The following is a 22,711-nucleotide window of genomic DNA, read 5'->3' on the forward strand; positions in this document are numbered from 1 at the left end:
TAGAAAAAATAAAAGGAGGACATACTTATGTCTACAGAAGAAAAATTCAACCAAGCAGCAGGAGCTGTTAAAGAAGGCGTTGGTAAATTGGTAGGTGACAAAGGACTTGAAAGCGAAGGAGCTGCTGAAAAAGTTGCTTCTAAAGTTAAAGAAGTCGCTGAAGATGCAAAAGACGCTATTGAAGGCGCTGTTGAAGGTGTTAAAAACATCTTTAAAAAAGACGACGCTAAATAATAAAATTTAGGTAATCTTGCTATTATCCTTGAAAACACTCCCTAACTGGGGGTGTTTTTGTTATTCGTTTTTATCAATGCACGTTTTATAGAGAAAAAAAGAATACAGGACAAACAAATTCCTGTATTCTTAAAATAACTTAGAACAGATATGTTAATGAAATGACTAATAAGATTATAGTGCAAATTATTTTTACGATTTTTACATATTGTTGTTTGAACAATTTATCAGAGAAAAGACTCAATCCAAGCACAACAAAAAACAAAGTAGTTCTTAAAATAAAAATAGTCATAGTCCATACTCCTTTCGTTATTTTGTTAATCCAGTAAATAAGTTGAATAGTAATTATATAATTTTCAAACATATCCATCTGCCCTGGTAAAGCCTTTGTTCTTTGATTATTAATCGGTATCTCTATCTATCTTAATTATAGTACAAATATCCTTATTAAACCAATAAATGTAATTTTTTATATAGTTTGGTGTTTGTACACTTTTGACAAGGATGGTCCCTACTCCAAGCTTACTTCTAAAAAGGTAATGAGTTAAATTGTCTTGCCCTTTTTACTGCTTCTGTTTTTGAGAGCGCTTGAAATATGTTATAATAAAACTAGATTAATGTATAGGAGGCAAACCGTGGGAAATTTCATTGAGCTAGTCTTTCATCGTTTCTTTTTGGGGATGATTGCGACTGCTTATTTTTGGTTATTGACACTAGCAGGAGGAGTGGTCTTCGGTATAGCACCCGCTAGTGCAACTCTCATGAGTTTATTTGCTGAAAACGGCTATTCTTACCGTGCTTATCGTTTTAAGGAAGCATGGGCTTTATTTAAGAGCAATTTTGTCAAAAGTAATCTCAGTTTCTACACCTTTATAGGGATTGACTTCATCTTGATTTATGGCTTGTATCTGATGATTCAGTTGCCAAACCAGACCATTATCCACTTGGCAGCAACATTTCTAAATATCTTTTTAGTAGCCTTGGTATTTTTGGCCTATACGGTATCTTTAAAGTTACAGGTTTACTTTGAATTATCCTATAAAAACACCTTAAAGCTTGCCTTTATCGGAATTTTTATGAGTTTATCAGCAGTGGCCAAGGTTCTCCTTGGTAGCGTCTTGTTAGCCATTATTGGCTTCTATATGCCAGCCCTCATTGCTTTTGTAGGTATTGGAATGTGGCATTTCTTTATTAGTGATTTATTGGAGCCTGTTTATGAAAGTATTCATGAAAAATTGGCAACCAAATAAGACCAAACAATTCCGCCTCCACTCACTCCTAAGAATCTATAGTCTGGTGATGATTATCATCATTTCCTGCTTTGCTCTCTTGATTTTTTATGCAGACTGGGATATGCGTGAAAGGGAAGCCAATCGTGTCGGTCAGCGTGTTCTCGCTCGAACAGTTGATGAAGTTGAATACTACTATCGGGAGTCAACTCGCCTAGCCCAGAGTTTAGTAGATAATCAAGCTCGGATTGAAGGGATTTACAAATATTTTAGTCTTAGTACGCCGGATTATTTTTACTGGCAGTTAGAGCGCAAGGCGTCACCCTATATTTCCGTTTCTATTTATGAAAATATCGATGATATATACGTGCGAAACGATTTTGTAACAGGTATTTCGATTGTTCTACAGGATTCAACGGACGTATTTGTTTCCAAAAGAGGAAACAGAGGTGGACAGAAAATTCCAGCTGAGAGCTTTAAACCGGATGCTAATAGTTTTGCGGTTCCAGTGTCTGATCCCATCTCGGACCAGGCTCTTGGAGTCATTTATATTTCCGTAGAACCAGAATTCCTCTATAAAGCGATTGACAACACTAGGGGAACAATTCCTGTAGCAGTAACTGTCATTGCACCATATGAAACAGATATGTTCTATATTGGAGCGAAGGGAACGAATGAGTCTTGGTTGGTAGGAACAACTGCCCATGGTTATCAAGTTCGAGTAGCTGTACCAAAGGATTATGTTTGGAGTGGGACTTTAGCGAGTTCGGCACTTATTTTAGGTTTGAGCGCCCTCTTTATCATCATTTTATATATGACCTTAAGAAGGACTTTTTCTGACTATCAAAGTCAGGTTGTGGACTTGGTGGACTCTATCCAAGCCATTACTAAGGGAGAGCAGACCAAGAGAATCGACACAGATAAAAAGGACCAGGAACTGCTACTAATTGCTGAGTCGACAAATGATATGTTGGATCGACTAGAAAGTAATATTCACGATATTTATCAACTGGAACTCAATCAAAAAGATGCCAACATGCGAGCCTTACAAGCTCAAATTAATCCGCATTTCATGTACAATACTCTGGAATTTTTGCGGATGTACGCGGTGATGGAAAATCAAAATGAACTAGCAGATATCATCTATGAGTTCAGTAGTCTCCTGCGCAATAATATCTCTGACGAGCGAGAAACGACCCTCAAACAAGAAGTGGAGTTTTGTCGGAAGTACAGTTATCTCTGTATGGTTCGCTATCCAAAATCCATTGCCTATGGATTTAAGATTGACCCTGAATTGGAAGCAATGCGTATTCCAAAGTTCACCCTCCAACCGTTAGTGGAAAATTATTTTGCCCATGGAGTTGATCACAGAAGAACAGATAATGTTATCAGTATCAAGGCTTTGAAAAAAGATGGCTATGTTGAAATCTTAGTAACCGATAATGGCCGTGGGATGTCTGCTGAAAAACTAGCAGAAATTCAAGCTAAACTGGCTCAAAGAACCTTTGAACACACAGCAGATTATAAGGGGCAACAACAGTCTATTGGGATTGTTAATATTCACGAACGCTTTGTGCTCTACTTTGGAGATCGCTATAACATCGATGTAGAATCAGCTGAACAAAAAGGTGTTCAATATAGAATCACCATTCAGGATGAAGAGAAAGGATAAACATGTATAAAGTACTATTAGTTGACGATGAGTACATGATTACAGAAGGACTTAAGCGTTTGATCCCTTTTGAAAAATGGGATATGGAAGTCGTCGCAACAGCCAATCATGCTGACGACGCTTTGGACTATGTTCGAGAGCATCCTGTAGACATCGTCATTTCTGATGTCAACATGCCTGACAAGACAGGACTTGAAATGATTGGGGAAATGAAGGAACTCTTGCCAGAGGCTTACTATATTCTTCTTTCCGGCTATCAAGAATTTGAATATGTCAAGAAAGCCATGAACCTCAATGTTGTAGATTATCTTGTCAAACCAGTTGATAAGGTTGAACTGGAGCATTTACTTGAGAAAATCCTTGGTCAACTTCGTGAGAAAGTGCATGAGCCAGAAATGTTAAGTCAAAAGTTAGACGACGAAGCATTTAAAGCACACCTGTCTCAAAAAGAAAACTGGTGGATTGGACTCTCTCAAGAGAAACAAGGGGATTTTGTCATTCCTTACTATGTTTTAGGTCAGGACTGGCAGATTGTGATTGCAGCTCAGAAATTCGACGGTCTACTTGTCATGCCTTTTGAGTTACCTTATCAGGCCAACTTTGAAAAATGGAAATTTGACGTTGAAAAAGCCCTCTTCTATGGAACTGTAAACCTCGATCAATCTGAAAGTCTCTTTTCTTATTATGAACCCATTTATCGAGTTATTATCCAAGGAAATCTTCAGCAGATTATCGAGGAGTTGAACCTACTCGAGAAGATTGTCTTAGAAAACACACCGAGGGTATCCATCACCAAGCAACTCTTTACTCAGTTTGTTATGGATGTCTTCCATCTCTTTGAACATTTGAAAGCAGATGATATGACAGATATTGTCAAGAATATTCATGCCATCACAAACTTTGAAGACTTAGTAGCTTATACCAAGGAAACCTTGACGTCCTTCTTTGGCCAATACCGCATGAATGAGAATGTTGTCAGTGTACTCGAAGTTATTGGTAGAGACTACAAAAAAGAGCTATCTCTCAAGGATATCAGCAAGGACCTCTTTATCAATCCTGTTTACTTAGGTCAGTTAATCAAGAAGGAAACCAATTCAACCTTTGCTGAGCTTCTCAATAAGCAACGCATCAAGGCAGCTCAGCAACTTTTACTATCTACAAATGATAGTATTGAGGATATTTGCTATACGGTTGGTTACAGTAATGTAGGCTATTTCTATAAGGTCTTTCGAAAACTATGTGGGAAGTCTCCGAAAGCATACCGTAAGCAGGTGGAAGTAAACTTGTAGAATTTGTTTTACTTGTTAAAATATGCTATAATAAATTAAAAATTATGAGGAGGTTACTTTTATGAAAAAGAAACCAATCTATCTATGGATTTTATTAGTCTTATCAGCGATTAATTCAGCCTTGGCAATAGTTGGAATATTCACTCCAGTACCTAGTAAGGACGCCCTTCGTGCTAGCCAAGAAAATGTTGGGACACTTAGTGCTCAACAAATAGAAGATGCTGTTAACTATGCCCACCAAGTGTCAGAGTCATCTCACTCTATTTTTAACACGATACTCATTATTCTATCCGCTATCCTAGTTGTAGTAGCCTTTGTTTTCTTAATTCGTAAGAACTTGCAGTTGGCGAACTACACTTATGTTGGATATGCCTTACTAGCTATTGTTGGACTAGTCCATGACAATATGAATCTACAAGATGCTATGCAATTGATTAAAGATGACACCCTACGTTTAGGAATGGAAGTCATGTCAAAAGCAACCACTATTATTTTCATCGTCATCAATGTTATCTTTTTGGGAATCGTCTTCTATAAAATATGGCGTCAGCAAAAAGAATTAACAGAATCTCAAGAGGAAGAACTCGCCTAAGAGTTGACAAAGGATAACTATCAAGATACAATCTTGGTAGTTATTTTTTTGGATTCGAGAAAGAGGGAGGAAAAGATGAAAAAAATTTCCTTAGTTTATATCAGTCTAAGCGGCAACACGGAAAGTTTTGTAACACGTTTGAAAGCTTATTTGTTGGAGCAATATGCGAATATTGATGTGGAAAAAATTCATATTAAAGACTTGGTCAAGGAAGGAGAAGACTTCTTTGAGATGACCAACCCGTATGTGGCTTTTCTACCGACTTACCTCGAAGGTGGCAATGGGGTTGACAATGGAGATGTGGAAATCTTAACCACTCCAGTAGGAGACTTTATCGCATATGGTGATAATGCTAGCAAGTGTTTTGGTGTCGTAGGATCGGGTAACCGTAATTTCAATAACCAATACTGTTTGACCGCCAAGCAATACAGCCAGCGCTTTGGTTTTCCAGTCCTAGCTGACTTTGAAATGCGTGGTATGTTGGGAGATATCAAGAAGGTTGCAGGCATTATTGCAGAGCTTTATGAACTTGAATCCTTGTAAGAGGATAGAGTTGTTGGGCTAGATTTTTATCCCATGGATCATAGAATTATTTCAAAAGAGAACAGTTCAAATGAGTAAATTACAGAGATCATTTTTAAAGTATATAAAACGCAAACCAAGCTTCAAGGATATTATGCTATGCAGTGCCTTGCTACTATTAGCGATTGCTCTGCTACTGTTCTCTGAGAAAATTTTTGATGAAAATGTAGCACCAGTTGGAACCATGGTATCCTTAGGGATTGTTATCCTGGTAGGAATCTTAGCTGTCAGAAATAAATAAAAAGACTCGAGAAATGTCATCTCGAGTCTTTTTGTTAGTTGCGAATTTCGTCAACGATTTCTTTTGAAATGGGAATCCCTAAACGGTAGCCTTTATTCACGTAATCAATGACATCATTGATATTTTCTATCGTTTGGATTTTTTCTTTGATAGTTGCACGAAAATCTTGATCTTTCAATAGTTGGTCCTGAAGCAGTCTTTGAAGTTTCTCTTTTTCATATTTGTTGACAAGAAAGAGAAAAAGAAGACTGATAACAACTAGAATATAAGCATACTGGCTCATAAAAATTCTCCCTAGGTGATAAAGAAGTAAGTGGTTAGAGAAAAACGAATATCCTTCGCCTCTCGAGTGATGATACTGTAAGCGCCTAGCCAAAGTCCGAATAGGATTTGGCGTTAGTTACTTAGCTTGCTTAGTAATAAATTAATTTAATAGATCACGACATGCATCCAAATAAGTCGATATTATTTATTTGGATGCATTAGTAAGGCGTTTAGGCAAATCGCCCGATAGCGATTGCCGCCAAGAGACTAGGAACTTTAGTTCCAGTAATTTGAAGATTACGACGTTCTATAACATAAATCGATGTTATTTATGTTATAGAACTAGTGAAGCAGTTAGCTAATCCGCATAAAAGCGGCTAGCGTCCAACAATTAGGAACCTTTAGTTCCAATTGTTGGTACTGAATCACATCTTCTCTGGCGCCTCTACGCCCAACAAACGAAGGGCTTCTTTGAGGACAACTGCAGTTGCATAGCTAAGGGCTAGACGACTGCCACGTTCTGGACTTTCATCTAAGATACGAGTGTGGGCATAGTATTTGTTAAAGGCTTGAGCTAAGCTGATTGCAAATTTAGCGATGATAGAAGGTTCGTAATTATCAGCTGCACGTTTAATAATACGTGGGAAGTCTTGGATGAGCTTGATGATTTCCCAGCTTTCAGCATCGTTTAAGCTATAGTTGGCACCTGCTTCAGGTTTGAAATCGGCTTTACGCAAGATCGATTGGATACGAGCGTAGGCGTATTGAACATAAGGGCCAGTCTCCCCTTCGAAAGATACCATAGCTTCAAGGTCGAAGTCATATCCATTTGTACGGTCAGTTTTAAGGTCATAGAATTTAATGGCCCCAACTCCAACAGCATGAGCGACCTGGTCTTTGTTTTCAAGTTCTGGATTTTTGGCTTCGATCTGCGCTTTAGCACGGCTGATGGCTTCTGCAACAGTTGGTTCTAGCAAGATAACATTCCCTTTACGAGTAGAAAGTTTTTTCCCTTCTTTTGTAACCAAGCCAAACGGAACATGGACAATATCTTGGCTCCAATCGTAACCCATTTCTTGCAAGACAGCCTTGAGTTGTTTGAAGTGAGCAGATTGTTCTTGACCAACGACATAGATAGATTTGGCAAATTGGTATTCGTTTTTACGGTAGAGGGCCGCAGCCAAGTCACGTGTGATGTATAGAGTTGCGCCGTCAGATTTCTTGATAAGAGCTGGGTATTCAATTCCATATTTTTCAAGATTAACAACTTGAGCACCTTCTGATTCGACTAATAGTCCTTTTTCAGAAAGGATGTCTACAACTGCATCCATTTTGTCATTGTAGAAGGCTTCTCCGTTGTAGCTGTCAAATTCAACTTGTAGCTCATTGTAGAGACGGTTAAATTCTACCAAGCTTTCATCGCGGAACCATTGCCAAAGAGCGAGAGCTTCCTCATCACCGTTTTCAAGTTTGCGGAACCATTCGCGTGCTTCTTCATCCAAGCTTGAATCGTTCTCAGCTTCAGCATTAATGCGGACATAGAGTTTGAGAAGTTCATCAATTGGATGTGCTTTGACAGCTTCTTCATTGCCCCATTTCTTGTAGGCAACAATCAACATCCCAAACTGTTTACCCCAGTCTCCCAAATGGTTGACCTTGACAGTTTTATAGCCGATTTTTTGGAAGATATGTGACAAGCTATCTCCGATAACTGTTGAACGAAGGTGACCGATTGAAAATGGTTTAGCGATATTAGGGCTAGACATGTCAATGACAACATTTTCTTGATTGCCAATCTCTTGGTCAGCGTAGTGCTCTTTTTCAGTGATAACGTTTTGTAGAACTTGGCTAGAAATGGCAGCCTTATCAAGGAAGAAGTTGACGTAAGGACCTGTTGCTACAACCTTTTCAAAGGCTTGACTATTGATCTTTTCAGCGATGTCAGTAGCAATCATTTGAGGAGCTTTACGTTCAACCTTTGCCAATGAGAAGGCAGGGAAGGCGATATCTCCCATATCTGAGTTTTTAGGTGTTTCTAGTAAATGTAAAATAGCCTCTTGGTCCAGGCTATCAATGACGCTAGCCAACTCGCTAGCAATCAATTCTTTTGTATTCATTTAAGGCTCCTTTAGGGCTTTTTTACTATTTTATCACAATTTACTACATTTTTTTTGAAAGAAGAGATATTTTTTGAAATATCCAGTTTTTTTGATATAATGTTCTTACTAAAAAAATGTAAAATGTTATAAATATGCACTTGAAAGGATCTTATGAGAAAAAGAGAACGTCATCAGCTCATCAAGCGAATGATTACAGAAGAAAAATTAGGAACTCAAAAGGAAATTCAAGATCGATTGGAAGCCTGTGATGTCTTTGTGACACAAACGACATTATCTCGTGATTTGCGAGAGCTTGGCTTAACCAAAGTTAAGAAAAACGATGTTGTTTACTATGTGCTAGCAAATGAGACAGAGAAGATTGATCTAGTCGAATTCCTTTCACATCACTTAGAGGGTGTTGCAAGAGCCGAATTCACCTTGGTTCTCCACACTAAACTTGGAGAAGCATCCGTTTTAGCCAATGTAGTAGATTCAAATAAAGATGGGTGGATCTTAGGTACTGTTGCCGGAGCGAATACCTTGTTGGTTATCTGTAAGGATCAACAAGCAGCTAAAGTCATGGAAGAACGCTTGCTAGAGTTAATGGAAGATAGATAAGGTCTTGAGAGCTTCTCTCAGGACTGTTTTTACAAGGAGAGAGTAAATGACTACTGAAAAATTATCACCTGGGATGCAACAGTATGTGGATATCAAAAAACAATATCCAGATGCTTTTTTGCTTTTTCGCATGGGTGATTTTTATGAGTTGTTTTATGAAGACGCAGTCAATGCTGCACAGATACTAGAAATCTCACTAACCAGTCGCAATAAAAATGCTGAAAATCCGATTCCCATGGCTGGAGTTCCTTATCATTCTGCCCAACAGTACATCGATGTCCTCGTTGAGCGTGGCTACAAGGTTGCTATCGCCGAGCAGATGGAAGACCCTAAGCAAGCTGTTGGTGTTGTTAAGCGCGAGGTTGTTCAGGTCATTACACCAGGAACAGTGGTTGATAGTAGTAAGCCAGATAGTCACAATAACTTTTTAGTGGCTATTGATCGTGAAGGTTCCCAGTATGGACTAGCCTATATGGACCTAGTGACAGGTGATTTCTATGTAACGGGATTATCAGATTTCTCTCTAGTCTGTGGTGAAATCCGTAATCTCAAGGCCAGAGAAGTGGTGATTGGTTACAACTTGTCTGAAGCAGAAGAACAGATTCTCAGTTGTCAAATGAATCTAGTGCTTTCCTATGAACAAGAAACATATGAAGACGTTCATCTGTTGGATTCAAGATTGGCAACTGTTGAAGAAGCAGCTAGTGGAAAACTTCTTCAGTATGTTCATCGGACGCAGATGAGAGAGTTGAATCACTTAAAACCTGTTATTCGTTATGAGATCAAAGATTTCTTGCAGATGGATTTTGCGACCAAGGCTAGTCTGGATTTGGTTGAAAATGCTCGCTCAGGCAAGAAACAAGGGAGCCTGTTCTGGTTGCTAGATGAGACTAAAACTGCAATGGGTATGCGTCTTCTACGTTCCTGGATTCAACGCCCCTTAATTGATTTAGATCGTATCATAGAACGTCAGGAGGTTGTGCAAGTCTTTCTGGATTATTTCTTTGAGCGCAGTGACTTAACGGAAAGCCTTAAGGGAGTCTACGATATCGAACGTCTGGCTAGCCGAGTATCTTTTGGGAAAAGTAATCCTAAAGATCTCTTGCAATTAGCGACTACCTTGGGAAGTGTTCCACGAATTCGCGCCATTTTAGAAGGAATGGAGCAACCAGCTCTAGCTTATCTGATTGAACAACTAGATGCTATCCCAGAGTTGGAAAATCTCATTAGTGCAGCCATTGCCCCAGAGGCCCCCCACGTGATTACCGAAGGTGGTATTATCCGAACGGGCTTTGATGAGACCTTGGATAAATACCGTCGTGTGCTGAGAGAAGGGACCAGCTGGATTGCTGAGATCGAGGCCAAGGAAAGAGAAAACTCTGGCATCAATACTCTCAAGATTGACTACAATAAAAAAGACGGCTACTATTTCCATGTGACCAATTCGCAGCTCGGCAATGTTCCAGCCCATTTTTTCCGCAAGGCTACGCTGAAAAATTCTGAGCGTTTTGGGACAGAGGAGTTGGCGCGTATCGAGGGAGAAATGTTAGAGGCGCGTGAGAAATCAGCAAACCTAGAGTACGAAATCTTTATGCGTATTCGTGAGGAGGTTGGCAAGTATATCCAACGTCTACAGGCTCTGGCTCAAGGAATCGCTACTGTCGATGTCTTGCAAGGCTTGGCAGTAGTTGCAGAAAAACAGCACCTGATTCGACCAGAGTTTGGGCAAGAGTCGCGGATTGATATCCAGAATGGTCGTCACGCAGTTGTTGAAAAGGTTATGGGAGCTCAGACCTATATTCCCAATAGTATCCAGATGGATGAAGATACTAGCATTCAACTAATTACAGGTCCGAACATGAGCGGGAAGTCAACCTACATGCGTCAACTGGCCATTACAGCGGTTATGGCTCAGATGGGTTCTTATGTCCCAGCTGAAAGTGCTTGTTTACCAATCTTTGATGCGATTTTTACACGTATCGGAGCGGCAGATGACCTGGTTTCAGGTCAGTCCACCTTTATGGTAGAGATGATGGAAGCAAATAATGCTATTAGTCATGCGACAAAGGATTCATTGATTCTTTTTGATGAGCTTGGTCGAGGAACCGCAACTTATGATGGTATGGCTCTAGCTCAGTCTATTATCGAGTATATCCATGAGCATATTGGTGCCAAGACTCTCTTTGCGACCCACTACCATGAATTAACCAGTCTGGAAGCTAGTCTTGAACATCTAGTAAATGTACACGTGGCTACACTTGAGCAAAATGGCCAGGTCACTTTCCTTCATAAGATTGAACCAGGTCCAGCAGACAAATCGTACGGTATTCACGTTGCTAAGATTGCAGGATTGCCAGCAGATTTGCTAAAAAGAGCGGATGCGATTCTAACTCAACTAGAGAGCCAAAGTCAGGAAAATCCAATTTCTATCAATCAAAGGAATGTTGTCAATGAGCAAATGTCTCTCTTTGATGAAAAAGAAGAAAATCCTATCCTAGCAGAGTTGGCCCAAGTAGATGTGTACAATATGACACCGATGCAAGCCATGAATCTCTTATTAGAGCTGAAACAAAAATTATAAGCAAAAACCCACTCACAAAACGGAGTGGGTTTTTAGGTCTTATTTTTTCTGAGCTAATAGTTGGTTGATGTGGGCAACCTTCTTTGATTCTCTCTTGTAGAGAACAACCCAGATGATGAGGTAGACGATTGCAAACTCTGGGATAAGTTGGAGGATGAAAGTCCAGTGAAGAGGGAACCAGCCTGCTAGGATTGCTAAAGGTACAAAACCTAGCAACATAAGGAAGAAGTGAGTGACAGTCGCACGAAGAAGGCTCCAATCTTGAGCGAATAGACGACTACCAAAACTAAAGAGGACTCCAATAGCTGACCAGATAAGTGTACAGTAGAGTAAAACTAGAGCACCGTGAACCTGATGACTGCTCATGAATTGACCAACAGGAGATTCAGGGCTGAGAGGTGCGTAGTTGCTTGGTGAATAAATGAGTGAAAAGATAATAGATAGGGTGAGGCCGATGAGGATACCAGTTGTGGCATCGTGGAATACTTGTTTTTTCATAGTTCTAATTTCTCCTTAATAGTTTTGAGGTAACGGCGAGATGAGTAGGTGAAACTTTCGTTTTTAAGATAAATTTCAATCAAGCCGTTAGAGGTTAGTTTTAGATGACTAATTGCATCAATGTTGACAATTTCCGATTGGGAAATTTGGATAAAGGAAGCAGGTAGAATTTCACTTGCTTGGTAGAGACGAATGTCAAGTGCATAGGTTTGGCTATCCGTTTCGGCCAGAACCTTACGATTTTCAATGTATACACGCTGAATCTTGCTAATCTGAATCAAGTAGACCTGGTCTTGGTATTTTCCTTTAAGAGTTTCTTTTTGTTCAAGATTTTGTACAAAGTCCTGAACCTTTTGAATTTTTGAAGACAAGGCAGGTGCTTCTATGATGATTTGCTCTTCGGTGTATTGCTGATCAATATCAAGTCTGAGTTTCATAATTTCTCCTTTATAAAGTTGTAATAGAGATCTCTTACTTACAAATCTATTAAACACCATTTTGTCGACAAATACAAGAAGCTCTGTCTATGTGGTCGGTTGAAGAGCCTATCTGGTAGGTGACCGTTTTCAAATAGATTTATGATCCAAGAAGTCAAAAAATAAGAAGAAATATATTGACAAAAATAGAAAAAACGTGGTACAATGTTAGACGGTACTTTTTACTTTTGGTCTCTCAAGAGTGTACAGGGACGTGCTGACAAATGTTGCAAAAGTACACACAGATGATAGCTGTCACCAAGTGTATCATCACCAAAAATAAAAAAACACAGGAGAATGTAGATGCCTACAATTAACCAATTGGTTCGCAAACCGCGTAAATCAAAAGTAGAAAAATCTAAATCACCAGCTTTGAACGTTGGTTACAACAGTCATAAAAAAGTTCAAACAAACGTTTCTTCACCACAAAAACGTGGTGTAGCAACTCGTGTTGGAACTATGACACCTAAAAAACCTAACTCTGCCCTTCGTAAATTTGCTCGTGTACGTTTGAGCAACCTTATCGAAGTTACTGCCTACATCCCAGGTATCGGACACAACTTGCAAGAGCACAGCGTGGTGCTTCTTCGTGGTGGACGTGTAAAAGACCTTCCAGGGGTACGTTACCATATCGTCCGTGGTGCACTTGATACTGCAGGTGTTAACGATCGTAAACAAGGCCGTTCTAAATACGGTACTAAACGTCCAAAAGCATAAGGAAAGGGGATAAAGAGAAATGAGTCGTAAAAATAGAGCTCCAAAACGTGAAGTATTGCCAGATCCGCTTTACAATTCACAATTAGTTACTCGTCTTATCAACCGCGTTATGCTTGATGGTAAACGTGGTACAGCTGCTTCAATCGTTTACGGTGCTTTTGAGCAAATCAAAGAAGCTACTGGTAACGATGCACTTGAAGTATTTGAAACAGCTATGGAAAACATCATGCCTGTACTTGAAGTACGTGCACGTCGTGTTGGTGGATCTAACTACCAAGTCCCAGTTGAAGTTCGTCCAGAACGTCGTACAACACTTGGACTTCGTTGGTTGGTAACAATCGCTCGCCTTCGTGGTGAACACACAATGCAAGACCGTCTTGCAAAAGAAATCTTGGATGCTGCTAACAACACTGGTGCAGCAGTTAAGAAACGTGAAGACACTCACCGTATGGCTGAAGCTAACCGTGCCTTCGCACACTTCCGTTGGTAATATAGGATGCGAAAGCGTTAAGGAAGTCCCAGAGAAAATAGGGAATCGAAGCAGGTTGCGACTGCAACCAATGAGATTCATCTTTTTCTCCAGACTTTTAGCTTGAGCTCAACAATAAAATGATGCTAGGAACGGTAAGGATGCAAGGTGAAAATAGGAAACTGACGCAGTATTCGACGAATACAAGGAAGTTTATCTTTTTCACACAGCATCCCGTTCCGGCTCAAATCGGCTAACTAACTTTAGCCCGAGTACAATTCAACTTCCCATCTCACAAGTTGAAACCAACTAAACAAGATAAACATTGAGAACGGGTGGGTCCTGCCTATCCGTTTTTATTGAAATCGTGTTATAATAGAATAGAAATCAAAAATAAATAGGAGAAACAAACCTCATGGCACGCGAATTTTCACTTGAAAAAACTCGTAATATCGGTATCATGGCCCACGTCGATGCTGGTAAAACAACTACAACTGAGCGTATTCTTTACTACACTGGTAAAATCCATAAAATCGGTGAAACTCACGAAGGTGCGTCTCAAATGGACTGGATGGAGCAAGAACAAGAACGTGGTATCACTATCACATCTGCTGCAACAACAGCTCAATGGAACAACCACCGCGTAAACATCATCGACACACCAGGACACGTGGACTTCACAATCGAAGTACAACGTTCTCTTCGTGTATTGGACGGTGCGGTTACAGTTCTTGACTCACAATCAGGTGTTGAACCTCAAACTGAAACAGTTTGGCGTCAAGCAACTGAGTACGGAGTTCCACGTATCGTATTTGCCAACAAAATGGACAAAATCGGTGCTGACTTCCTTTACTCAGTAAGCACACTTCACGATCGTCTTCAAGCAAATGCACACCCAATTCAATTGCCAATCGGTGCTGAAGACGACTTCCGTGGAATCATCGACTTGATCAAGATGAAAGCTGAAATCTATACTAACGACCTTGGTACAGATATTCTTGAAGAAGATATTCCAGCTGAATACCTTGACCAAGCTCAAGAATACCGTGAAAAATTGATCGAAGCAGTTGCTGAAACTGACGAAGAATTGATGATGAAATACCTCGAAGGTGAAGAAATCACTAACGAGGAATTGAAAGCTGGTATCCGTAAAGCGACTATCAACGTTGAATTCTACCCAGTACTTTGTGGTTCTGCCTTCAAGAACAAGGGTGTTCAATTGATGCTTGATGCGGTTATCGACTACCTTCCAAGCCCACTTGATATCCCAGCGATCAAAGGTATCAACCCAGATACTGAAGAAGAAGAAACTCGTCCAGCGTCTGATGAAGAGCCATTTGCAGCTCTTGCCTTCAAGATCATGACTGACCCATTCGTAGGTCGTTTGACATTCTTCCGTGTTTACTCAGGTGTTCTTCAATCAGGTTCATACGTATTGAACACATCTAAAGGTAAACGTGAACGTATCGGACGTATCCTTCAAATGCACGCTAACAGCCGTCAAGAAATCGACACTGTTTACTCAGGTGATATCGCTGCTGCTGTTGGTTTGAAAGACACTACAACTGGTGACTCATTGACAGATGAAAAAGCTAAAATCATCCTTGAGTCAATCAACGTTCCAGAACCAGTTATCCAATTGATGGTTGAACCAAAATCTAAAGCAGACCAAGACAAGATGGGTATCGCCCTTCAAAAATTGGCTGAAGAAGATCCAACATTCCGCGTTGAAACTAACGTTGAAACTGGTGAAACAGTTATCTCTGGTATGGGTGAGCTTCACCTTGACGTCCTTGTTGACCGTATGCGTCGTGAGTTCAAAGTTGAAGCGAACGTAGGTGCTCCTCAAGTATCTTACCGTGAAACATTCCGCGCTTCTACTCAAGCACGTGGATTCTTCAAACGTCAGTCTGGTGGTAAAGGTCAATTCGGTGATGTATGGATTGAATTTACTCCAAACGAAGAAGGTAAAGGATTCGAATTCGAAAACGCAATCGTCGGTGGTGTGGTTCCTCGTGAATTTATCCCAGCGGTTGAAAAAGGTTTGGTAGAATCTATGGCTAACGGTGTTCTTGCTGGTTACCCAATGGTTGACGTTAAAGCTAAGCTTTACGATGGTTCATACCACGATGTCGACTCATCTGAAACTGCCTTCAAGATCGCTGCATCTCTTGCACTTAAAGAAGCTGCTAAGACTGCACAACCAGCTATCCTTGAGCCAATGATGCTTGTAACAATCACTGTTCCAGAAGAAAACCTTGGTGATGTTATGGGACACGTAACTGCTCGTCGTGGACGTGTAGATGGTATGGAAGCACACGGTAACAGCCAAATCGTTCGTGCTTACGTTCCACTTGCTGAAATGTTCGGTTATGCAACAGTTCTTCGTTCTGCATCACAAGGACGTGGTACATTCATGATGGTATTCGACCACTACGAAGATGTACCTAAGTCAGTACAAGAAGAAATCATTAAGAAAAACAAAGGTGAAGAATAATTCACTGTCACTTTAAAAGAAGTCACTTTGTGGCTTCTTTTTCTGTTTGGTAGAAATAGCTAAAATTGCCTCAAATATGGTAAAATAGAAGGAGTATATTGTGAGGAAAATGGATGTCAACCACTTTTGAAATTTTAATGAATCAGTTGGGAATTCCCGCTGAGATAAGAAATCATGAGGCCTTCTCCCAGGCTGAAATTGAACAAGTTATTGTACACAAGCAAAGTAACATTTGGGAGTTTCGTTTTGTCTTTGAAAATATTCTGCCCTTTGAACTCTTTTTAGCATTGAAGAAGGGATTGAAAGAAGAATTTTCAAAAACTGGAAATCAAGCGACTTTTGAGATTAAAACGAAAGATCAAGATTTTTCAAGAGAGCTTTTACAGGCCTACTATCGGGAGGCTTTTTCAGCTGGGCCTTGTTCTAGCCAAGGATTTCGGACCATGTATCAGGATTTTCAGGTTCGGTTTGAAAATGATCAATTGATTATTGAGGCCTCTGAAGCAGCAGATACAGAGCATTTCAGAAAAAACCATTTGCCAAATCTTAGCAAACAACTTGAGCTCTTTGGTTTTCCTAAGTTTTCATGCCATTTAGAGAAAAATGAAGATTTGACCAAGGAAGAGCAGGAAGCTTTCCATTCTGAAAATCAAATGATTGTTCAGGCTGCCAATGATGAGACCCTTCGAGCTATGGAACAGTTAGAACAGATGGCACCGCCTCCTCCAGTTGAGGATAAACCTGTCTTTGATTTCCAAGCCAAGAAGGCAACTGCTAAGCCTAAACTCGACAAGGCAGAGGTAACTCCAATGATTGAGGTCAATACCGAAGAAAATCGACTGGTTTTTGAAGGGGTTGTCTTTGATGTCGAGCATAAAGTGACTAGAACGGGTCGTGTCTTGATTAATTTTAAGATGACGGACTATACGTCTAGTTTCTCTATGCAAAAATGGGTCAAAAATGAAGAGGAAGCTCAGAAGTTTGACATCATTAAGAAAAATTCATGGCTCCGTGTTCGTGGAAATGTCGAGGTCAATAATTTCACACGAGATTTGACCATGAATGTGCAAGATGTGCAGGAAGTTGTTCACTATGAACGTAAGGACTTGATGCCAGAAGGTGAGCGTCGCGTTGAGTTTCATGCCCATACCAATATGTCGACTATGGATGCTCTTCCTGAGGTTGAGGAAATCGTTGGAACAGCAGCAAAATGGGGCCACAAAGCAGTGGCAATCACAGACCACGGCAATGTTCAATCCTTCCCTCACGGATATAAGGCAGCCAAGAAAGCTGGTATTCAGCTCATTTATGGAATGGAAGCCAATATCGTAGAAGACCGTGTTCCTATCGTCTATAACGAAGTGGAGATGAATCTTTCTGAAGCTACCTATGTAGTTTTTGACGTGGAAACGACTGGTCTATCTGCTATCTATAATGATTTGATTCAGGTGGCCGCTTCCAAGATGTATAAGGGCAATATCATTGCTGAGTTTGATGAATTTATCAATCCTGGGCACCCCTTATCAGCCTTTACAACTGAATTGACAGGGATTACCGATGACCATGTAAAAAATGCTAAACCCTTGGTTCAAGTTCTGAAAGAATTCCAAGAATTCTGTAAAGATACCGTTCTTGTAGCCCATAATGCAAGCTTTGACGTTGGTTTTATGAATGCCAACTATGAGCGTCACGGTCTTCCAAAAATTACTCAACCTGTCATCGATACGCTAGAGTTCGCTAGAAATCTCTATCCAGAGTACAAGCGACATGGTTTGGGACCCTTGACCAAACGTTTTGGTGTTGCCCTAGAACACCACCATATGGCCAACTATGATGCGGAAGCAACTGGCCGTCTGCTCTTTATCTTTATCAAAGAAGTAGCAGAAAAACACGGTGTGACGGACTTAGCACGATTAAACCTTGATTTAATCAGTCCAGATTCATATAAAAAAGCTCGTGTCAAGCATGCGACAATCTATGTGAAAAATCAAGTGGGCTTGAAAAATATCTTTAAGCTGGTTTCCCTCTCTAATACCCAGTATTTTGAAGGAGTCCCACGGATTCCACGTACGGTGCTGGATGCCCATCGAGAAGGTTTGATCTTAGGTTCAGCCTGTACAGAAGGGGAAGTCTTTGATGCAGTCGTATCACAAGGTGTAGATACGGCAGTCGAAGTAGCCAAATACTATGATTTTATCGAGGTGATGCCTCCAGCTATCTATGCGCCTCTGATTGCCAAAGAGCAGGTCAAGGATATGGAGGAGCTTCAGACCATTATCAAGAGCTTGATTGAGGTCGGAGACCGTCTCGGTAAGCCAGTTCTTGCGACAGGGAACGTCCACTATATCGAACCTGAGGATGAGATTTATCGCGAGATCATCGTGAGAAGTCTCGGTCAGGGTGCTATGATTAACCGAACGATCGGCCATGGAGAAGCTGCCCAACCAGCTCCGCTACCAAAGGCACATTTTAGAACGACCAATGAAATGTTGGATGAATTTGCTTTTCTAGGAGAAGACTTGGCCCGTAAGATTGTCATTGAAAATACCAATGCCTTGGCAGGAATCTTTGAGTCTGTCGAGGTCGTTAAAGGCGACTTATATACACCTTTCATTGACCAAGCCGAAGAAACAGTTGCCGAATTAACCTATAAAAAAGCCTTTGAAATCTATGGAAACCCACTGCCAGATATTGTCGATTTACGGATTGAAAAGGAACTAACCTCTATCTTGGGGAATGGGTTCGCCGTGATTTATCTGGCTTCGCAAATGCTAGTGCAGCGCTCCAATGAACGAGGCTATTTGGTCGGTTCCCGTGGGTCTGTTGGATCCAGTTTCGTTGCGACCATGATTGGAATTACCGAGGTCAATCCTCTCTCTCCTCACTATGTCTGTGGTCAGTGTCAGTACAGTGAATTTATCACGGATGGTTCCTACGGTTCAGGCTTTGATATGCCAGATAAAGACTGTCCAAACTGTGGCCACAAGCTCAGCAAGAATGGACAGGATATTCCTTTCGAGACCTTCCTTGGTTTTGATGGGGATAAGGTACCTGATATCGATTTGAACTTCTCTGGTGAGGATCAACCAAGCGCCCACTTGGATGTTCGTGATATCTTTGGTGAGGAATATGCCTTCCGTGCAGGGACGGTTGGTACGGTGGCTGCCAAGACAGCCTATGGATTTGTCAAGGGTTACGAGCGTGACTATGGCAAATTCTACCGAGAAGCTGAAGTAGAGCGCCTTGCCCAAGGGGCTGCCGGTGTCAAACGGACGACTGGTCAGCACCCAGGAGGAATCGTTGTTATCCCTAACTATATGGATGTCTATGACTTTACTCCGGTACAGTATCCTGCAGATGATGTCACTGCTGAATGGCAGACCACTCACTTTAACTTCCACGATATTGATGAGAACGTCCTCAAGCTCGATGTCCTAGGACATGATGATCCGACTATGATTCGGAAATTGCAGGACTTGTCTGGGATTGACCCTAATGAAATCCCTATGGATGATGAAGGCGTGATGGCCCTCTTTTCTGGGACGGATGTGCTAGGTGTGACTCCTGAACAAATCGGGACGCCGACGGGTATGCTGGGGATTCCAGAATTTGGAACCAACTTTGTTCGAGGGATGGTTGATGAAACTCATCCGACGACCTTTGCGGAGTTGCTTCAGCTTTCTGGTTTGTCTCACGGGACAGACGTATGGTTGGGAAATGCCCAGGATTTGATTAAGACTGGAATTGCGGACCTATCAACCGTTATCGGATGTCGGGATGACATCATGGTTTACCTCATGCACGCAGGTTTAGATCCTAAGATGGCCTTTACCATCATGGAGCGAGTGCGTAAGGGATTGTGGCTTAAAATCTCAGAAGAAGAGCGCAATGGTTATATCGAAGCCATGAAGGCCAATAATGTGCCTGAGTGGTATATCGAATCTTGTGGAAAAATCAAGTACATGTTCCCTAAAGCCCATGCGGCAGCCTACGTTATGATGGCCCTTCGTGTGGCCTACTTCAAGGTTCACCACCCGATTTATTATTATTGTGCTTACTTCTCCATCCGTGCTAAGGCCTTTGATATTAAGACCATGGGTGCAGGCTTGGATGCCATTAAACGTAAGATGCAAGAAATAGCTGAAAAACGCAAGAACAATGAAGCTTCCAACGTAGAAATTGACCTCTACACAACACTTGAAATCGTCAATGAGATGTGGGAACGTGGCTTTAAGTTTGGTAAATTGGACCTATATCGCAGTGATGCGACTGAATTCATCATCGATGGAGATACTCTCATCCCACCGTTTGTTGCTATGGATGGACTAGGAGAGAACGTTGCCAAGCAACTGGTTCGTGCCCGTCAAGAGGGAGAATTTCTCTCTAAAACTGAATTGCGCAAGCGTGGAGGACTCTCATCAACCTTGGTTGAAAAGATGGATGAAATGGGAATTCTCGGCAATATGCCAGAGGATAATCAGTTGAGTTTGTTTGATGATTTGTTTTAAAAGTTTGAAATGACTTGTGTAGATTTGAGGTTGGCTAATAATGCTAAAGAAAAATAGAGCAACACCCTGGAAATCAGGGAAAGTTATTTCTATATGTTTACGAAATGGCGTTTATATCTTAGCGCAAATGGTGCGAGAACCCTATCTAGTATTTTTTAACTATTTTAATGAGGAAAATAATTGGAAGGGAGTGACCTTGAAAGAGGAGGATATCCTCTTTTGTAAGGCTGTTACTCGCCAGTTTCTACGCTATAGTCCTGTAGCGATTGTCAAAGAAGTGAACCCCCTGTTAGATTATGAACTGCCTAAAGAATGGATTTATAGCCATATTGGAGGGCATCCTATTACTGTTTCGGTAAAGGGAAGGGAGCGCCAACTTGCTGGTTTTGGTAGACGTTGTTCTTTGGTTCTGGCGGATAAGGACAGTGGACAACCAGAAGATAATCCACTTATGGGACTTTTCCAAGCCTATATCATACCAGATATCAAAGAAAAAGATTGGGATCGGGTAGGTCAGGCTGAACTTATGTCTATTGAAGTATTTCCAACACTTAACGAACGCCTCTATCTTTGCTTTCTTTATGGAAAAAATATAAATCCAGAACAAGATATCTCTTTAGGAAAACCCCTGCTTGATGACTATGAAACCTATATAGATATCCTTACAAATAGTCCAGAGGCACGACATCTCTATCTAGGAGAGTACGAAGAATAAGAAAGGGCATTTCATGAAACTAAGAATTTTTGCGGAAGACAAGCCGGCTGAGAAGGTGTTTGAGTATCAATTGGAACTTGCTGATCAGACAATCCTTCTATCGACAGCACTCTTGTCAGGTGCTATTGCTTTGGCAGGATTATTTTCTGCTTTGAAGGAAAAATAAAATAGAAAAGAGAAACAAGATGGTTTTACCAAATTTTAAAGAAAATCTAGAAAAATACGCTAAGCTTTTGGTTGCAAACGGAGTGAACGTGCAACCTGGTCATACCTTGGCTCTCTCTATCGATGTGGAGCAACGCGAGTTGGCTCACTTAATCGTCAAAGAAGCCTATGCACTTGGAGCTCACGAAGTTATCGTTCAATGGGCAGATGACTTTGTAAACCGTGAGAAATTCCTTCACGCGCCGATGGAGCGTTTGGACAATGTACCAGAATACAAGATCGCTGAGATGAACTACCTTCTTGAAAACAAAGCAAGTCGTCTCGGTGTTCGTTCTTCTGACCCAGGTGCCTTGAACGGAGTAGATGCAGAAAAACTTTCAGCTTCTGCCAAGGCTATGGGAATTGCCATGAAGCCAATGCGTATCGCAACTCAATCTAACAAGGTTAGCTGGACTGTAGCAGCTGCTGCTGGACTTGAGTGGGCTAAGAAAGTCTTTCCAAATGCTGCAAGCGACGAAGAAGCAGTGGACCTCCTTTGGGACCAAATCTTTAAGACTTGCCGTATCTACGAAGAAGATCCAGTTAAAGCTTGGGAAAAACATGCTGCTATCCTCAAGAGCAAGGCGCAAATGCTCAACAAAGAGCAATTCTCAGCTCTTCACTACACTGCTCCTGGAACTGATTTGACACTTGGCTTGCCTAAGAACCACGTTTGGGAATCTGCCGGAGCGATCAATGCTCAAGGCGAAGGTTTCTTGCCAAATATGCCAACAGAAGAGGTCTTTACAGCCCCTGATTTCCGTCGTGCAGATGGTTATGTCACTTCTACAAAACCTCTTAGCTACAATGGAAATATTATCGAAGGCATCAAAGTGACCTTTGAAAATGGTCAAATCGTTGATATCACAGCTGAGAAGGGTGACCAGGTTATGAAGGACCTTGTCTTTAAGAATGCTGGTGCGCGTGCCTTGGGTGAATGTGCCTTGGTACCAGATCCAAGCCCAATTTCTCAGTCAGGAATTACCTTCTTTAATACTCTTTTCGATGAGAATGCTTCGAACCACTTGGCTATCGGTGCAGCCTATGCAACTAGCGTTGTTGGTGGAGCAGAGATGAGCGAAGAAGAACTTGAAGCTGCAGGACTTAACCGTTCCGATGTTCACGTTGACTTTATGATTGGTTCCAACCAAATGGATATCGACGGTATCCGTGAGGATGGAACACGTGTACCTCTCTTCCGCAATGGAGATTGGGCAATTTAAGGA

Annotated in this window: 20 protein-coding genes; 16 read left to right on the forward strand and 4 right to left on the reverse strand. The window is 41.1% G+C overall.

What is annotated here, in order from left to right; translation table 11 throughout:
* The first annotated feature begins 27 nt into the window (after nucleotides 1-27).
* From HMPREF2957_RS07625 to HMPREF2957_RS07655, 7 genes are all read left to right on the forward strand, one after another.
* Nucleotides 28-234: a CsbD family protein gene (locus HMPREF2957_RS07625; protein WP_004250682.1), complete on the forward strand. Its 207-nt coding sequence runs from the start codon at nucleotides 28-30 to the stop codon at nucleotides 232-234.
* 617 nt (nucleotides 235-851) lie between these two features.
* On the forward strand, nucleotides 852-1,484 hold the full coding sequence (locus HMPREF2957_RS07630) for a YesL family protein (protein WP_024053943.1): 633 nt from the start codon (nucleotides 852-854) through the stop codon (nucleotides 1,482-1,484).
* Nucleotides 1,462-3,135, forward strand: a complete 1,674-nt coding sequence (locus HMPREF2957_RS07635; protein WP_070679040.1) for a sensor histidine kinase — start codon at nucleotides 1,462-1,464, stop codon at nucleotides 3,133-3,135. Before HMPREF2957_RS07630 ends, HMPREF2957_RS07635 begins: the two co-directional genes overlap by 23 nt.
* 2 nt (nucleotides 3,136-3,137) lie before the next feature.
* Entirely contained in the window at nucleotides 3,138-4,424 is a 1,287-nt protein-coding gene (locus tag HMPREF2957_RS07640) for a response regulator transcription factor (protein ID WP_070678684.1), read from the forward strand.
* Nucleotides 4,425-4,485: 61 nt separating this feature from the next.
* Entirely contained in the window at nucleotides 4,486-5,016 is a 531-nt protein-coding gene (locus HMPREF2957_RS07645; RefSeq protein WP_070678687.1) for an ABC transporter permease, read from the forward strand.
* 75 nt (nucleotides 5,017-5,091) lie between these two features.
* Nucleotides 5,092-5,559, forward strand: a complete 468-nt coding sequence (gene nrdI, locus HMPREF2957_RS07650; protein WP_070678690.1) for a class Ib ribonucleoside-diphosphate reductase assembly flavoprotein NrdI — start codon at nucleotides 5,092-5,094, stop codon at nucleotides 5,557-5,559.
* Between the two features lie 70 nt (nucleotides 5,560-5,629).
* A complete protein-coding gene (locus tag HMPREF2957_RS07655; RefSeq protein WP_004250709.1) occupies nucleotides 5,630-5,839 on the forward strand; it encodes a hypothetical protein in 210 nt (69 codons plus the stop codon).
* 34 nt (nucleotides 5,840-5,873) lie between these two features.
* Here HMPREF2957_RS07655 and HMPREF2957_RS07660 read toward each other — a convergent pair whose 3' ends face one another.
* Both HMPREF2957_RS07660 and argS read right to left on the reverse strand, forming a co-directional pair.
* Complete coding sequence (locus HMPREF2957_RS07660) at nucleotides 5,874-6,122, reverse strand: hypothetical protein (RefSeq protein ID WP_006146258.1); 249 nt, start codon at nucleotides 6,120-6,122, stop codon at nucleotides 5,874-5,876.
* Nucleotides 6,123-6,528: 406 nt separating this feature from the next.
* Entirely contained in the window at nucleotides 6,529-8,220 is a 1,692-nt protein-coding gene (gene argS, locus HMPREF2957_RS07665; RefSeq protein ID WP_070678692.1) for an arginine--tRNA ligase, read from the reverse strand.
* A gap of 153 nt (nucleotides 8,221-8,373) precedes the next feature.
* On the opposite strand from argS, the gene argR reads away from it, so the two are divergent.
* Together argR and mutS are read left to right on the forward strand one after the other, a co-directional pair.
* A complete protein-coding gene (gene argR / locus HMPREF2957_RS07670; RefSeq protein ID WP_070678695.1) occupies nucleotides 8,374-8,820 on the forward strand; it encodes an arginine repressor in 447 nt (148 codons plus the stop codon).
* Nucleotides 8,821-8,866: 46 nt separating this feature from the next.
* On the forward strand, nucleotides 8,867-11,401 hold the full coding sequence (mutS, locus tag HMPREF2957_RS07675; protein ID WP_070678698.1) for a DNA mismatch repair protein MutS: 2,535 nt from the start codon (nucleotides 8,867-8,869) through the stop codon (nucleotides 11,399-11,401).
* Nucleotides 11,402-11,440: 39 nt separating this feature from the next.
* On the opposite strand, the gene HMPREF2957_RS07680 is transcribed toward mutS, so the two are convergent.
* Together HMPREF2957_RS07680 and HMPREF2957_RS07685 are read right to left on the reverse strand one after the other, a co-directional pair.
* Entirely contained in the window at nucleotides 11,441-11,899 is a 459-nt protein-coding gene (locus tag HMPREF2957_RS07680; RefSeq protein ID WP_070678701.1) for a DUF3021 domain-containing protein, read from the reverse strand.
* Nucleotides 11,896-12,336, reverse strand: coding sequence for a LytTR family DNA-binding domain-containing protein (locus HMPREF2957_RS07685; protein WP_070678704.1), 441 nt, complete (start codon nucleotides 12,334-12,336; stop codon nucleotides 11,896-11,898). The genes HMPREF2957_RS07680 and HMPREF2957_RS07685 overlap by 4 nt, the downstream gene beginning before the upstream one ends.
* Nucleotides 12,337-12,678: 342 nt before the next feature.
* Between HMPREF2957_RS07685 and rpsL the strand changes: the two genes are divergently transcribed.
* The 7 genes from rpsL to HMPREF2957_RS07715 all read left to right on the forward strand — a co-directional run bounded on the left by rpsL (nucleotide 12,679) and on the right by HMPREF2957_RS07715 (nucleotide 22,708).
* A complete protein-coding gene (rpsL, locus tag HMPREF2957_RS07690) occupies nucleotides 12,679-13,092 on the forward strand; it encodes a 30S ribosomal protein S12 (protein ID WP_001142332.1) in 414 nt (137 codons plus the stop codon).
* Nucleotides 13,093-13,111: 19 nt separating this feature from the next.
* Nucleotides 13,112-13,582, forward strand: coding sequence for a 30S ribosomal protein S7 (gene rpsG / locus HMPREF2957_RS07695; RefSeq protein ID WP_004250722.1), 471 nt, complete (start codon nucleotides 13,112-13,114; stop codon nucleotides 13,580-13,582).
* 394 nt (nucleotides 13,583-13,976) lie between these two features.
* Nucleotides 13,977-16,058: an elongation factor G gene (gene fusA / locus HMPREF2957_RS07700; RefSeq protein WP_070678707.1), complete on the forward strand. Its 2,082-nt coding sequence runs from the start codon at nucleotides 13,977-13,979 to the stop codon at nucleotides 16,056-16,058.
* Nucleotides 16,059-16,171: 113 nt separating this feature from the next.
* Nucleotides 16,172-20,566, forward strand: a complete 4,395-nt coding sequence (locus HMPREF2957_RS07705) for a PolC-type DNA polymerase III (RefSeq protein WP_070678709.1) — start codon at nucleotides 16,172-16,174, stop codon at nucleotides 20,564-20,566.
* A gap of 40 nt (nucleotides 20,567-20,606) precedes the next feature.
* Nucleotides 20,607-21,281: a hypothetical protein gene (locus HMPREF2957_RS07710; protein WP_261674150.1), complete on the forward strand. Its 675-nt coding sequence runs from the start codon at nucleotides 20,607-20,609 to the stop codon at nucleotides 21,279-21,281.
* 13 nt (nucleotides 21,282-21,294) lie between these two features.
* Complete coding sequence (locus tag HMPREF2957_RS09200; RefSeq protein WP_000776626.1) at nucleotides 21,295-21,447, forward strand: hypothetical protein; 153 nt, start codon at nucleotides 21,295-21,297, stop codon at nucleotides 21,445-21,447.
* A 19-nt stretch (nucleotides 21,448-21,466) separates the two neighbouring features.
* Nucleotides 21,467-22,708 (forward strand): aminopeptidase, encoded by a 1,242-nt coding sequence (locus HMPREF2957_RS07715; protein ID WP_070678715.1) that lies wholly within the window; start codon nucleotides 21,467-21,469, stop codon nucleotides 22,706-22,708.
* The last annotated feature ends 3 nt before the right edge of the window (nucleotides 22,709-22,711 follow it).

This window comes from Streptococcus sp. HMSC062D07 (genome assembly GCF_001814215.1).
GTDB classification, from domain to species: domain Bacteria; phylum Bacillota; class Bacilli; order Lactobacillales; family Streptococcaceae; genus Streptococcus; species Streptococcus infantis_I.